Annotated in this window: 9 protein-coding genes; all 9 read right to left on the reverse strand. The window is 63.7% G+C overall.

The features are described from left to right. Positions 1 to 233: 233 nt before the first annotated feature. A complete protein-coding gene (bglA, locus tag NLY42_RS28430; RefSeq protein ID WP_023754825.1) occupies positions 234 to 1883 on the reverse strand; it encodes a beta-galactosidase BglA in 1650 nt (549 codons plus the stop codon). After that, positions 1883 to 3883, reverse strand: a complete 2001-nt coding sequence (gene glgX, locus NLY42_RS28435; RefSeq protein WP_023754826.1) for a glycogen debranching protein GlgX — start codon at positions 3881 to 3883, stop codon at positions 1883 to 1885. Before glgX ends, bglA begins: the two co-directional genes overlap by 1 nt. Before the next feature lie 157 nt (positions 3884 to 4040). Further along, positions 4041 to 5669, reverse strand: coding sequence for an alpha-D-glucose phosphate-specific phosphoglucomutase (locus tag NLY42_RS28440; RefSeq protein ID WP_023754827.1), 1629 nt, complete (start codon positions 5667 to 5669; stop codon positions 4041 to 4043). Positions 5670 to 5672: 3 nt separating this feature from the next. After that, positions 5673 to 7118: a glycogen synthase GlgA gene (gene glgA / locus NLY42_RS28445; protein WP_023754828.1), complete on the reverse strand. Its 1446-nt coding sequence runs from the start codon at positions 7116 to 7118 to the stop codon at positions 5673 to 5675. 19 nt (positions 7119 to 7137) lie between these two features. Next, positions 7138 to 8403 (reverse strand): glucose-1-phosphate adenylyltransferase, encoded by a 1266-nt coding sequence (gene glgC / locus NLY42_RS28450; RefSeq protein ID WP_023670729.1) that lies wholly within the window; start codon positions 8401 to 8403, stop codon positions 7138 to 7140. 83 nt (positions 8404 to 8486) lie between these two features. After that, on the reverse strand, positions 8487 to 10700 hold the full coding sequence (glgB, locus tag NLY42_RS28455) for a 1,4-alpha-glucan branching protein GlgB (RefSeq protein WP_023754829.1): 2214 nt from the start codon (positions 10698 to 10700) through the stop codon (positions 8487 to 8489). A gap of 70 nt (positions 10701 to 10770) precedes the next feature. Continuing rightward, positions 10771 to 13233 carry a glycogen/starch/alpha-glucan phosphorylase gene (locus NLY42_RS28460; protein WP_023742687.1) on the reverse strand — a complete coding sequence of 821 codons (2463 nt, stop codon included), beginning with the start codon at positions 13231 to 13233 and terminating at the stop codon, positions 10771 to 10773. Positions 13234 to 13373: 140 nt separating this feature from the next. After that, positions 13374 to 14156: an ATP-binding cassette domain-containing protein gene (locus NLY42_RS28465; RefSeq protein WP_023754830.1), complete on the reverse strand. Its 783-nt coding sequence runs from the start codon at positions 14154 to 14156 to the stop codon at positions 13374 to 13376. Then, positions 14153 to 15214, reverse strand: a complete 1062-nt coding sequence (locus NLY42_RS28470) for an ABC transporter permease (RefSeq protein WP_023670725.1) — start codon at positions 15212 to 15214, stop codon at positions 14153 to 14155. The genes NLY42_RS28465 and NLY42_RS28470 overlap by 4 nt, the downstream gene beginning before the upstream one ends. Positions 15215 to 15323: the final 109 nt, after the last annotated feature.

Here is a 15323-nt window from a genome sequence, read left to right on the forward strand (position 1 = left end):
GGTTCAATTGGGTGCAGCTTGCGGTTGTCCTGCAATTTTGCATTTTGCCCTCAGCAGTTGTCATTAGCGCAACCATCTGGAAACATTCCAGGAATGCAGTTCGTGGCGAAGCTCAACGAAAGTACCTAAGAAGCCCGAAAATGAAAAACGTGGCGCCGGTGACGTTGCGCGGATCACTCGGCACGGTTGCATGCGGACTCGATCTTTTGAAGCCGGACGGCGTCCCTGAAAGATCAGCCAACCTTGCCGACAAACCAGCCCAGGGCCGGCAGCAACAGCCCCTCCTCCTGCAGGACGGCACCGCCACCCAGAGCGATCGCCTCGACAGGCTGGAGATCCGGCGGCAGCCGCCAGTCGGCCGGCTTGTCGGCGAAATTGAAGACGCAGAGCAATATCTCGTCCTCGCCCTGCCGGATGAAGGCAAGGACATCGCCGTCGGTATCGAGAAAGCGGATCGGGCCCTTGACCAGCGCCAGATGCGCCTTGCGCAAGGCGAGCATCGTCCGGTAGCCGGCGAGCACGGACTTGTCGTCGGCGTTCTGGATATCGACCGCCCGAGCGCGGTGGCTTTCCGGCACCGGCAGCCAGGGTTTTCCCGAGGAAAAACCGGCATTGTCGGCGCCCGCTTCCCAGACCATCGGTGTGCGGCAGCCGTCCCTGCCCTTTACCCCCGGCCAGAAACGGATGCCGACGGGATCGCGCAGATCCTCGAAGGTCAGTTCCGCCTCCTCCAGCCCAAGCTCTTCGCCTTGGTAGAGACAGATCGAGCCCCGCAGGCAGGAGAGCAAAGCGATAGCGAATGTCGCCACCGCATCTGGATCGCCGCCCGGCCGCGTCCAGCGGCTGACATGGCGCACGACATCGTGGTTGGAGAATGCCCAGCAGACCCAGCCGTCGGCGACAGCTGCCTCGAAGGCCTCGACGCAGCCGCGCACATGGGCGGCTGAGAATTGCTGACCGAGCAGGTCGAAGGTGTAGCACATGTTGAGCTTGTCGCCGCCGGATGTGTAGGCGGCCAGCGTCTGCAGCGAACGGCCTTCGTCGCCGACCTCGCCGACACTGGCGCGGCCGTCATATTCGTCGAGCAAAGCGCGGAAGCGCCTGAGGAAACCGAGGTTTTCCGGTTGCGTCTTGTCGAACAGATGCTCCTGGAAGAGATAGGTGTTGGTTTCGCCATTGGTGCCGGCGACGCTCGACGCCAGCGGCGGATTGCTGCGCAGCCAGCGGTCGTGGACATAGTAGTTGACCGTATCCAGGCGGAAGCCGTCGACGCCGCGCTCGAGCCAGAACCGCACCGTCTGCAACAACGCGTCTTGAACCTCAGGATTGTGGAAGTTGAGGTCCGGCTGCGAGGCGAGGAAATTGTGCATGTAGTATTGCCGGCGGGTCGCGTCCCACTCCCAGGCCGGGCCGCCGAAGACCGACAGCCAGTTGTTGGGCGCGTTGCCGTCCGGCCTGGTGTCGGCCCAGACATACCAGTCAGCCTTGGGATTATCCTTGCTGGCACGGCTCTCTACAAACCATTCGTGCTTGTCGGAGGAGTGCGACAACACCTGATCGATGATCACCTTCAGGCCGAGCCTGTGCGCCTCGGCAACCAGCGCGTCAAAGTCGCCGAGCGTGCCGAACATCGGATCGACCGCCTGATAGTCGGAGACGTCGTAGCCCATATCGGCCATTGGCGATTTGAAGAAGGGCGACAGCCAGACGGCGTCGACGCCGAGCGAGGCGACGTGCGCCAGCCGTGAGGTGATGCCTGAGAGGTCGCCGCTGCCGTCGCCGGTGGAGTCCTGGAAGGAGCGAGGATAGATCTGGTAGATGACGCAGCCGCGCCACCAGTCGGCGCTCTGTTCGGGTCCCGGCTGGGCATTGTCGTCGGCCATCACGGACCCTTCCTGGCGCGGGCCTTTGCGGTCCGGCGCTCGATCATGAAACTGACACTGCGGCCGGGCAGCGGCCACGCGAGGTCGACCGCTTGCGCTTCAACAGCCGGCTGCCATTCAAACCCTTGCCGCGCGGGCAGCGTGAAGACGCATTGGCGGCGATCGCCATTGACGATCACAGCCAGGCGGCCTTCCCCGCCATCGCCGAGCAGCATGACGAGGCGATGGCGCGAGCCATCGTTCCAGTCGGCTTCGCCGAGCGGCGCGCCGGTCTCGGTCAGCCAGGCGACGTCGGGCGTTTCAGAACCGGCCGGCGGCTCTCCGGTCAGGAAGCGCGTATCGGAAAGCGCCGGCACCGCGCCGCGCAGAGCTGCGAGCGCGGACACATGGGCTTCCAGCCCGACGTCGCGCCTGGCCCAGTCGAGCCAGGTGATGGCGTTGTCCTGCGCATAGGCGTTGTTGTTGCCCCCTTGCGTGCGGCCGAATTCATCGCCCGCCGTCAGCATGATGGTGCCGCGCGAGGCAAACAGAGTGGCGAGCAGCGCGAAGCGATCATGGGAACGGGCCTCGGCAATCGCCTTGTCCGAGGTTTCGCCCTCGACGCCGTTGTTCCAGGACAGGTTCTCATTGTGGCCGTCGCGGTTCTTCTCGCCATTGGCTTGGTTGTGCTTGGCTTCATAAGCGACGATATCGGCCAGCGTCATGCCATCGTGCGCGGCGATGAAGTTGACCGTGCGGCTGGCGGATTGGCCCTCCCTGCCGAACACATCGGAGGAGCCGGCGAGCCTTGTCGCCAGCGCACCGACCGTGCCGGCATCGCCGCGCCAGAAGCGCCTGACGTCGTCGCGGTAGCGGTCGTTCCATTCGAGGTAAGGCGGCCGGAAATTGCCGAGCTGATAGCCATTCGGGCCGATGTCCCAGGGCTCGGCGATCAGCACCCTGTCGGCAAGGATGGGATCGGTTGCGATGGTTTCGAGCAACGGGGCTGCCGGATCGAATGCGCCATCGACGCGACCGAGGACCGGCGCCAGGTCGAAGCGGAAACCGTCGACGCCGGCTTGGCGGACGAAATGGCGCAGCGTGTCGAGTACCATGTCACGAACGACCGGATGGTCGCAGGCGATGGTATTGCCGGTGCCGGTATCGTTGGCCAACCTGCCGTCCGGCTCGCTGCGGTAGTAGGCTTGATTGTCGAGGCCGCGCAGCGACAGCGTCGGCCCGAGCCGGTCACTTTCGCCGGTATGATTGAAGACGAGATCGAGGATGGTGCCAATGCCAACCCTGCGCAGCACCCCCACAGTATCGCGCAACTCGGCGAGGCCGCCGGGCGCCAGGCGCGGGTCGAGCGCCATGAAGGTGACTGGGTTGTAGCCCCAGGCATTGCTGAGGCCCAGCGGCGGCAAATGGCGCTCATCGACCCATGCCGTCACGGGCATCAGCTCAACGGCGGAGACGCCGATCTTCTTGAGATGTTCGACGATAGCCGGATGGGCAAGGGCTGCAATGGTGCCGCGCTGCGCTTCGGGCACGTCCGGATGCAGCCTGGTGAAGGAGCGGACGTTCAGTTCGTAGATCAGGCCGCCTGGCTGGAACAAAGGCGGCTTGGCCGGCAGCGGCTTCGGTTGAGCCCGCGCGATGGTCTTCGGCATCAGTGGCGCGGTGTCGGCGCCTTCGTTGCGCCGGGCGGCAAGCCGCCAATGATGCTGGTAGGGCCGGTCTATCTCGACGGCGTAGGGATCAGTGAGCAGCTTGTCGGGATCGAACCACAGCCCGCGCTCCGGCGCATATTCGCCGTCGGCGCGAAAGCCGTAGCGCGTACCCGCGGCAAGGCCGGCGACGAACAGCGCATGGACGCTCTCGCCTTCCGGCTGAAGTTCGAGCCGGTCGATTTCACGGGCGCCGGTGTCGTCGAAGATCGACACCCACAGGCGCCGCGCGGATGACGACCAGGCGGCGAAGCGGATGCCTTCGGGAGTGACGGTTGCGCCGAGCTGGGTCATCGGCGCATCCTCCACTCTCCCCCTTGTGGGGAGGGTCGCGAACGAAGTGAGCGGGGTGGGGGTCGGCGCGGGGAAAGCGCTTTACGAGCACCCCCAACCCGATCCGCTGCGCGGATCGACCCTCCCCACAAGGGGGAGGGTAAAGACGTCACCACCCTCAAGTAATCACGCTCGGCTTGTTGCGCCCGGTGTGGCTCTTGATCCCGGCGATATCATCGGCAGCCGCGATCAGGTCAGCGAGCGCCTCTTGCGTGTCGAGATCATGCCGCGCTCTGTCCGGCTCGTAGCGCTCGATGTAGACGCGCAGCGTAGCACCCGACGTGCCGGTGCCGGACAAACGAAACACGACACGCGAGCCGCCTTCGAACAGGATGCGGATGCCTTGGTTCTTGCTCACCGAACCGTCGACCGGATCGTGATAGGCGAAGTCGTCGGCATTGGCGATCTTCAGGCCGCGCACGCTGGTGCCGGGCAGCGAGGTCAGCTTGGCGCGCAACTCGTCGACCAGGGCGTTGGCGCGCTCGGTTTCGACCTCCTCATAGTCATGACGTGAATAGTAATTGCGGCCGTAGGTCGCCCAATGTTCGGTGACGACGTCCTTGCAGCTTTCGCCGCGCACGGCCAGGATGTTCAGCCACAACAGCACCGCCCACAGCCCGTCCTTTTCACGGACATGGTTCGAGCCGGTGCCGGCGCTTTCCTCGCCGCAGATCGTTGCCATGCCGGCATCGAGCAGATTGCCGAAGAACTTCCAACCGGTCGGCGTTTCGTAGATGCCGATGCCGAGCTTTTCGGCGACGCGGTCTGCCGCGCCGCTGGTCGGCATCGAGCGGGCGATGCCTTTGAGGCCGTCCTTGTAGCCCGGCGCCAACTGCGCATTGGCGGCAAGCATGGCCACCGAATCCGACGGGGTGACGAAAATGCCCTTGCCGATGATCAAGTTGCGGTCGCCGTCGCCGTCGGAAGCGGCGCCGAAATCGGGCGCATCCGGTCCCATCATCTCGTCATAGAGATGCTTGGCGTGGACCAGGTTCGGATCCGGGTGATGGCCGCCAAAATCCGGCAGCGGCTTGTAGTTGCGGCAGGTGCCATTCTCCGCGCCGAGCCGGCGCTCGAGGATTTCCTTGGCATACGGCCCGGTGACCGCATGCATGGCGTCGAAGCGCATGCGGAAGCCGTATTTGAAATTGGCGCGGATGGCGTCGAAGTCGAACAGGCTCTCCATCAATTCGGCATAGTCGGTGACCGGGTCGATAATCTCGACCGCCATGCCGCCGGCGGTCACCGTGCCGATCTTGTCGATGTCGATCTGGTCGATGTCGGCGGTCTTGAAGCTCGAAATCGTCTTGGTCTTTTCGAAGATCGCGTCGGTCAGCTTTTCCGGCGCCGGGCCGCCATTGCCGGCATTGTACTTGATGCCGAAATCCTCGTGCGGGCCGCCCGGATTGTGACTGGCCGACAGGATGATGCCGCCGAAGGTCTTGTATTTGCGGATGACATGCGACGCCGCCGGCGTCGACAATATGCCGCCCTGCCCGACCATCACCTTGCCGAAGCCGTTGGCCGCCGCCATGGCGATGGCGTTCTGGATGACCTCGCGGTTGTAGAAGCGGCCGTCGCCGCCGATCACCAGCGTCTTGCCCTCAAAGCCCTCCAGCGCGTCGAAGATCGACTGGATGAAGTTCTCGGCATAGTGCTCCTGCTGAAAGACAGGCACCTTCTTGCGCAGGCCGGACGTGCCGGGTTTCTGGTCGAGATAGGGTTTGGTGGCGACGGTCCGGATCATGCTTCAGGCAACCCTTTTCGAAAGCAGCAGGCGGTAGAGTTCAACGTATTTGTCGGCGCTCTTGTCCCAGGAGACATCGGCCTTCATGCCCTGGCGCTGGATCTGTTCCCAGACGGCCGGGCTCGAATGCGCATCGACCAGCCGGCGGATGGCGTGCAGCATGGCGCCGCCACTATTGGGCGCGAACTGGAAGCCGGTGGCGACACCGGCCGAGATCGCTGCTTCATTGGCGTCGATGATGGTGTCGGCAAGGCCGCCGGTGCGGGCGACGACCGGCACGCAGCCATAGCGTAGGCCGTAAAGCTGGGTCAGCCCGCAAGGCTCGAAGCGCGACGGGATGACGATGGCGTCGCAGCCGCCCTGCATGGTGTGGGAAAGCCCCTCGTCATAGCCGACGACGACGCCGACACGGCCGCGATGGCGGGCGGTGGCAGCCAGCAGCGCGCCTTCCAGGCCGGCGTCGCCTGAGCCGAGGATCGCCAGCCGCGCGCCGGTGGCGACGACGCCGTCGACCACAGCCGCCAGTATGTCCATGCCCTTCTGCCAGGTCAGCCGGCTGACGACGCAGACGATCGGACTGTCGTCGCGCTCGAGGCTGAAGCGGTCCTCGACAACCGCCCGGTTGGGAAGCCGAGCCTTAAGCGTCGCGGCGGAGTAGGCCGACACCAGATGCTTGTCGGTCTCCGGGTTCCAGATGTCGGTGTCGATGCCGTTGACGATGCCGTAGAGGTCGGAAGAGCGCATGTTGATCAGGCCGTCGAGGCCCATGCCGAATTCCGGCGAGCGGATTTCCTGGGCATAGGTGGGGCTCACCGTGGTGATCGCCCAGGCCGCCTGCAGGCCGGCCTTGAGGAAGCCGACGCCGCCATAGTATTCGACGCCGTCGAGCGCCATCGCCGCGGCCGGCAACCCGAGCTCGCCAAAAATGCCGGCGCCGAACTGACCCTGGAAGGCAAGGTTGTGAACCGTGATCAGCGACGGCACGCCGACCGCCTTGCCGTAGCGCATATAGGCCAGCGTCATCGCCGACTGCCAGTCATGGGCGTGGACGAGATCCGGCTGGTAGCCGGAAATGGCGCCGCCGGCGATATCGCCACCGACCTGGCTCAGCGCGGCAAAACGCCGCCAATTGTCGGGCCAATCGGCGCCGGCCGCATTGCCGTAAGGGCCGCCGGGACGGTCGTAGAGATGCGGCGCGTAGAGCACGAACAGGTCGAGCCCGGCGATCTTGACGGCATGGACCGAAGCCTTGCCGCCCTGCAGCAGCGGGTATTGGTAGACAGCCTTCTTTTTCTTGAAGGCGTCCATCACCTGGGGAAAGCCGGGGATGAGCGTGCGCATGGTCACGCCCTTGGCGGCCAGCGCGATCGGCAATGCGCCGGTCACGTCGGCAAGTCCGCCGGTCTTGATCAGCGGGAATATCTCGGGCGTGACCGACAGAACCTGCATGCGTTTATGGTACCCCGTCTTACAGCTTCAGCTTGTCGATCATGTCCTGCGTGACCAGGCAGATGCCCTTTTCCGAAACCCGGAAACGCTTGGCGTCGAGAACAGGGTCTTCGCCAACCACCAGCCCTTCCGGTATCCTTACACCGTGGTCGATGACGACGCGCTTCAACTTTGCGTTCCGGCCGACATGAACGTCGGGCAGCATGACGACCTCTTCCAGCGTCGAATAGGAGTTGATGCGCGCGCCGGTGAAGATCAGGCTGCGCTTCAGCGAAGCACCCGAGACGATGCAATCGCCTGAGACCAGCGAGGAGACTGCCGAACCGCGCCGGCCATCCTCGTCATGCACGAACTTTGCCGGCGGCTTCAATTCGGCATAGGTCCAGATCGGCCAGTCGCGGTCGTAGAGGTCGAGTTCGGGAGTGATGTCGGTCAGGTCGATATTGGCTTCCCAGTAGGCGTCGACCGTGCCGACATCGCGCCAATAGGCTTCGTTCTCGGCCGTCGAGCGCACGCAGGACTTGGCGAAACGGTGCGCGATCGCCTTACCGTGCTGTACGATGTAGGGGATGATGTCCTTGCCGAAGTCGCGGCTTGAACCCGGCTCGGCGGCATCGCGGCGCAGCTGCTCCATCAGGAACTTGGTCTTGAAGACATAGATGCCCATCGAAGCGAGCGCGAATTCCGGCTTGTCGGGAATGCCGGGCGGGTCGGCGGGCTTTTCGACGAACGCGATGATGTTGTCCTTGCCGTCGACATGCATGACACCGAAGCCGGTCGCTTCCATGCGCGGCACTTCGAGGCAACCGACGGTGACGTCGGCATTGGCGTCGACGTGCTGACGCAGCATCAGCTCGTAGTCCATCTTGTAGATGTGGTCGCCGGCGAGGATGACCATGTATTCGGGGCCATAGGCTTCGATAATATCGATGTTCTGGTAGACGGCGTCGGCGGTGCCTTCATACCACTGCGTTTCCGAGACACGCTGGCTGGCCGGCAGGATGTCGAAGCTTTCGTTTCGCTCCGGCCGCAGGAAGTTCCAGCCGCGCTGCAGGTGGCGGATCAGCGAATGCGCCTTGTACTGGGTGGCGACACCGAGGCGGCGGATGCCGGAATTCAGCGCATTGGACAGCGCGAAATCGATGATGCGAGTCTTGCCGCCGAAATAGACAGCCGGCTTGGCCCTGCGGTCGGTCAATTCCTTGAGCCGGCTGCCGCGGCCGCCGGCCAGCACATAGGCCATGGCATCGCGCGCCAGCGGCTGGGTTCTCTTCAAGTCTGCCATTTTTACCCTCCCAAATTACCAGTCTGGAGCATCGCCCGGTCCGCAACGAGTCGACGGACCTAATCCGAAACGAGTTGACGGACCTAGTCCGCAACGAGTTCAAGCATGATCGTCGACAGCGGCGGCAAAAGCATCGTTGCCGAAATGCCTCCTCCTTCCGCCCCGGCTTCGACCACACCGCCATTGCCCTTGCCCGAACCACCGTAGTCCGAAGCGTCGGTGTTGATGATTTCGCGCCATTTGCCGACCTTGGGCAATGGCACGCGATAATTGTCGCGCGGCACTGGCGTGAAGTTGGAAATGACGGCGATCGGGTTGCCGCCGGGCGCGCTGCGCAGCCAGGCGAAGACCGAATTTTCCTTGTCGTCGACGATCAGCCAGGAGAAGCCGTCCGGCTCGCAGTCGCGCGCATGCAGCGCCGGGCGCGAGCGGTAGAGATAGTTGAGGTCGCGCACCGTCTGCCAGACGCCGCGATGCGGGTGGAAGTCGAGCAGGTTCCAGTCGAGCGCGCGCGCCTCGCTCCACTCGCGGCGCTGGGCGAATTCCTGGCCCATGAACAACAGCTTCTTGCCGGGATACCCCCACATGAAGGCGTAAAAGGCGCGCAAAGTCGCGAACTTCTGCCAGTCGTCGCCGGCCATCTTGCCGAGCAGCGTGCCCTTGCCGTGCACGACCTCGTCATGGGACAGCGGCAGCACGAAATTCTCGGAGAAAGCGTAGGTCAATCCGAACGTCAGGTCGTTGTGGTGGTGCTTGCGGAAGATCGGCTCCCTGGCGAAATACTCCAGCGTGTCGTGCATGAAGCCCATGTTCCATTTGAAGCCGAAGCCAAGCCCGCCTTCATGCACCGGCGCCGAGACCTTCGGCCATGAGGTCGATTCCTCGGCGATGGTCATCACGCCGGGATGGTGGCCGTAGACCTCCTTGTTCATCTTCTGCAGGAAGGACACGGCTTCGAGGTTTTCGCGGCCGCCCTTCTCGTTGGGGATCCACTCGCCGGCCTTGCGCGAATAATCGAGGTAGAGCATCGAGGCCACCGCATCGACGCGCAAACCGTCGACATGGTATTTCTCGGCCCAGAACAGCGCATTGTTGACCAGGAACGACACCACCTCGCGGCGGCCGAAATTGTAGATCGCGGTGTTCCAGTCGGGATGAAAACCCTTGCGCGGATCGGCATGCTCGTAGAGTGCGGTGCCGTCGAAATTGGCGAGGCCATGCGCATCGACTGGGAAATGCGCCGGCACCCAGTCGAGGATGACGCCGACGCCGGCGCGGTGCGCACCGTCGACGAAACGGGCGAAGCCGTCGGGGTCGCCGAAGCGCGCCGAGGGGGCATAAAGTCCGGTTGTCTGATAACCCCATGACGGGTCATAGGGATGTTCGGAGATCGGCAGGAACTCGACGTGGGTGAAGCCGGTCTCGACAGCATAGGGGATCAGCTGGTTGGCGAGTTCGTCCCATGACAGGAAGCTGCCATCATCGTGCTGCTGCCACGAACCGGCATGGACCTCGTAGATCGATATGGCTTCGCGCCGGGGATCGGCCTTTCGCCAGTAATTGCGATGCGCCTCGTCGCCCCATTCATGCGCCGGCGGCACCGCCGTCACTGAGGCTGTGGCCGGGCGCAATTCCGACTTGAAGGCGAACGGATCGGCCTTGAGCGGCAGGCGCACGCCGTCGGGGGCAATGATCTCGTATTTGTAGGGGTGGCCGGCGCCGATATCGGGAATGAACAGCTCCCAGATGCCGGTGTCGCGGCGGTCGCGCATCGTATGGCGGCGGCCGTCCCATTCGTTGAAGTCGCCGACCACGGAGACGCGCCTTGCATTGGGCGCCCAGACGGCGAAATGGACGCCCGACGCGCCTTCATGGTCGAGGAGGTGGGCGCCGAGCTTGTCGAACAGCCTGAGGTGCGACCCTTGCGCGATATAGTAGTCGTCCATCGGGCCGAGCACCGGGCCGAAGGAATAGGGATCGGTCAGCCACCAGTCGCCGCCGGCATTTTTGGCGTGATAGCGCAGCGGCTGACGCTTCTTGATCGACAGTCTGCCTTCGAAGAAACCGGCGTCGTCGCGCCGCGTGAGTTCGCCGGCGTTCTTGCCGGCCAGCGTGTATGCGGTGACGAACTCGGCATTGGGGACGAAGCAGCGGGCAACCAGGCTCTTGCCGGCATCATGCACGCCCAGGATTGCAAAAGGATCGCCATGCGTGCCTGCAACAATTGCGGCGACATCGCCGGCTGACGCCAGCCCGTCCGACCCGCTCGTCGTCGCGGTCGCGCGCGGTTTCTTCATCAGGCGGCGTCCCTCCCTGGGAACCAGTTCTTGTGCACAAGACCCATTGTCGTGGCCTCATGCAATCATATCAGGCGGGCACGTTCCAGATTTCTTTCGCATATTGGCGGATCGTGCGATCGGAAGAGAACCAGCCGACCCGGGCAACGTTGCGGATAGCGCGCGCGTACCAATCGGGGCTGTTGCGCCAGACGGCGTCGACATCGCGCTGGGCGGCGGCATAGGCGTCGAAATCCGCCGCCACCATGAACCAGTCGCTGTTGTAGAGACCGTCGACCAGCTCGCGGTAGCGATCCGGCTGGTCGGGCGAGAACACGCCCGACGATACCGCGGCGACAGCCTGCGCCAATTCAGGGGAGCCCTCGATCACGGCGCGCGGGTTGTAGCCATTGCTGCGCCGCTCGGCGACTTCCGCCGTGCTCAGGCCGAAGATGAAGATGTTGTCGTCGCCAACGCATTCCTTGATCTCGACATTGGCGCCGTCGAGCGTACCGATGGTCAAGGCGCCGTTCAGCGCGAACTTCATGTTGCCGGTGCCCGACGCCTCCATGCCGGCAGTCGAAATCTGCTCGGACAGGTCGGCGGCCGGCATCATCACCTCGGCCAGGCTGACATTGTAGTTCGGCACGAACACCACTTTCAGCAGCCCGCGCACCGACGGGTCGCTGTTGATGACCTTGGCGACGTCGTTGGCCAGTTTGATGATCAGCTTGGCATTGTGGTAGCTGGGCGCCGCTTTGCCGCCGAAGAATTTGACGCGCGGCATCCAGTCCTGCTCGGGATGCGAGCGGATCTGGTCGTAGAGCGCGATCGCTTCCAGGATGTTGAGCAGCTGGCGCTTGTATTCGTGGATGCGCTTGACTTGGATGTCGAACAGCGCCGACGGGTCGAGCTTGATGCCGAGCCGGTCTGCGACCAGATTGGCGAGCTTGACCTTGTTGGAGCGCTTGACGGCGGCGAACTTGTCGCGGAAGGCGGCGTCGCCGGCAAAGGCTTCGAGCCCCTTGATGGCGTCGATGTCGTCGAGGAAACGGTCCCCGATCGCCGCGCGGGCGAGCGCGGTGAGGCCTGGATTGCACTGGATCAGCCAGCGCCGTGGCGTGATGCCGTTGGTCTTGTTGTTGATGCGGTCGGGATAGAGCTTGTGGAGATCGGCAAACACCGTCTCCTTCATCAGCTCGGTGTGCAACGCCGACACGCCATTGATCGAGTGCGAGCCGACAAAGGCCAGGTTACCCATGCGCACGCGGCGGTCGCCATTTTCCTGGATCAGCGAGATGCGGCTGATCTGCTCGTTTGAGAACTGGTTGGTGGCGCGCGCCTCAAGCAGCACCTGCGCATTGATGGCGTAGACGATCTGCATGTGGCGCGGCAAAAGCCGTTCGAACAGCGGCACCGGCCAGCTTTCCAGCGCTTCGGGCAGCAGCGTGTGGTTGGTGTAGCCGAAGGTGCGCTTGGTGATGTCCCAGGCCTGGTCGAAATCCAGGCCATGGACGTCCATCAGCAGGCGCATCAGCTCTGGCACGGCGATCGCCGGATGGGTGTCATTGAGGTGGATCGCCGCCTTGTCGGGCAGCGAGGCCAGATCGCCATACTGGCTGAGATGGCGCTGGACGATGTCCTGCAGCGACGCGGTGGAGAAGAAATATTCCTGCCGCAGCCGCAGTTCCTGGCCGGCCTTGTGGGAATCGGCGGGGTAAAGCACGCGCGACAAGGCATCGGCCTTGTTGCTTTCGGCCAGCGCGCCGATGTGGTCGCCGGCGTTGAACTTGTCGAGCAGGATCGGATCGACCGGCATGCCGGACCAAAGCCGCAGCGTGTTGACGCGGTTGGCGCGCCAGCCGACCACCGGCGTGTCGTAGGCGACGGCCTGGACATGCTCGGTCGGCTTCCAGACGTGACGCTCGAGCCGGCCATCCTTGGAGGTGATCGATTCCACCGAGCCGCCGAAGCCGACCTCGAAGGCACGCTCCCGCCGCTCGAACTCCCAGGGGTTGCCGTGGTCGAGCCAGGTTTCGGGCAGTTCGACCTGCCAGCCGTCATGGATCTCCTGGCGGAACATACCGTTGGCGTAGCGAATGCCGTAGCCGTGGGCCGGAATGTCGACGGTCGCCATGCTTTCCATGAAGCAGGCGGCGAGCCGGCCAAGACCGCCATTGCCGAGCGCCGCATCCGGTTCGAGCCCGGCGATGAGGTCCAGGTCGACGCCCAGCGACTTGAGCGCTTCTCGCATATTGTCCATCAGGCCGAGATTGGAGAAGGCATCGCGCATAAGCCGGCCGATGAGGAATTCGAGCGACAGGTAATAAACGCGCTTTTCCTGCTGGGCGTAGGCCTCCTGCGTCGCCTGCATCCAGTGATCGACGATGCGGTCGCGCACGACCTTGATCGAGGCGGTCAGCCAATCATATTGCGTAGCAACGGACGTGCCTTTGCCGACCCGGTATTTGAGAGCCAGCAAGACTTCGTCGGCCAGCGTCTTGGGATCGGGTATTTCGAGATCGGGGGCTTTGGCTGTCATTGTTCGCGTCATACTGCCTCTCGTGATCGTGCTGCGATCATACCGGCTTTCGCTCTCAGTCCCAGCCTATCCTAGTGCATCGCAACATACGTTCAATCGATTTAGACCAGCATGCCGCCAGTTCCCCTGCGGCAATTTATCCGTCGAGCGGATCAGGCAGCGAGTGCAGCCTCCGGCGGAACCTTCGCTCCCGTCATGAAGGCGACGGCGTCGGACATGGTATATTGCTTGGGATCGATGACGCAGAGGCGGCGGCCGAGCCGATGGATATGGATGCGGTCGGCAACCTCGAAGACATGCGGCATGTTGTGCGAGATCAGCACGATCGGCAGGCCTCGCTTCTTGACGTCGAGGATCAGTTCCAGCACGCGGCGGCTCTCCTTGACGCCGAGTGCCGCGGTCGGCTCATCCATGATCACCACACGGCTGCCGAAAGCGGCGGCGCGCGCCACCGCCACGCCCTGACGCTGGCCACCCGACAGCGTTTCCACCGCCTGGCTGATGTTCTGGATGGTCATCAGCCCAAGCTCGGTCAGCTTGTCGCGGGCGCGCTTTTCCATTGCCGGCCGGTCCAGCATGCGAAGCCAGTCGCCGAGGAAGCCGGGTTTGCGGATCTCGCGGCCGAGGAACATGTTGTCGGCGATCGACAGGGCCGGCGACAAAGCCAGGTTCTGGTAGACCGTCTCGATGCCCGCCTCGCGCGCCTCCATGGGCGATTTGAAAGCGACAGCCTTGCCTTGAAGACGGATCTCGCCTTCGTCGGGCACGGCGGCGCCGGAAATCGCCTTGATCAGCGATGATTTGCCGGCGCCATTGTCTCCGATGACGGCCAGGATTTCGCCGGGGTAGAGGTCGAAGTCGGCATTGTCGAGGGCGGTGACACGGCCATAGCGCTTGATCAGGCCGCGCGCGGTGAGGATGGGTTCCACGGTCATGCCGAAACCTTTCTGATCCATTGGTCGATCGCCACGGCGCCGATGATCAGCACACCGGTGAGCAGCACCTTCCATTGCGGATCGGCGCCCAGCATGTTGAGGCCCATCGAGACGACACCGACGATCATCGCGCCGAAAAGCGTGCCCAGAATTGAGCCGCGCCCGCCGAACAGTGAAATGCCGCCGATCACCGTCGCAGTTATCGCCTGCAGGTTGTAGTCGGTGACGGCGGCTGACGGTGAGATCGAGCCGTTGCGGCCGATGGAAACCCAGGCAGCAAAAGCTGCGATCAACCCGGCAAGGGTGTAGACCGTCATCAACACCTTCTTGGTCTGGATGCCAGACAGCTTCGCCGCCTCCTGATCATCACCAACGGCGTAGACGTGGCGGCCCCAGGCGGTGTGATTGAGCACGTACCAGAGGATCAAAACGAGCACGACCGTGGCGATGACGCCCAGTGTCAGCACCGCCGTGCCGATCTTGAAACTCAGGGCAAAGAGATGCAGCAGCGGCGCCTGGGCGTCGACGTCGGTATCGCGGATCGTCTCGTTGGCCGAATAGATGAAGTTGGTCGCCATGACGATGTTCCAGGTGCCGAGCGTGACGATGAACGGCGGCAGCTTCATGTAGGCGACCAGCAAACCGTTGAGCAGGCCGCAGGCTGCGCCGGCGGCAAGCCCGATGGGCACTGCGAGCACGGCCGGCATGCCGTAGCTGACCGCGCAATTGCCCATGATCACGGCCGAAATCACCATGATCACGCCGATCGACAGGTCGATGCCGGCGGTCAGGATGACCAGTGTCTGCGCGGCACCGAGGATGCCGACGATGGCGATCTGCTGCAGGATCAGCGTCAGCGTATAGGATGAGAAGAAACGCCCGCCAATGGCGATGCCGAAAATTACGATCGACAGGACCAGCACAATCAGCGGCACCGCCGCCGGCGTGGAGTGCAGGAAATGCTGGATGCGCTTGACGGCCGATTTGTGCTCGTCAAAGGCGGCAACGCTTGTGTCGCTGCTCGAGAGAACCTTCTCGAATTCCTGTGCTTGAGCCATGTTTTCCTCCCCTGGGCTTCAGCTCCATGCCGATACCCGCTCGCGCCTGTCCGGTCTGCTGCCGGGATTATTCGCGTGACGCATCGTCCACCCGAAGCGGCCGGGGATC

The organism is Mesorhizobium sp. C372A (assembly GCF_030323245.1).
Classification (GTDB): domain Bacteria; phylum Pseudomonadota; class Alphaproteobacteria; order Rhizobiales; family Rhizobiaceae; genus Mesorhizobium.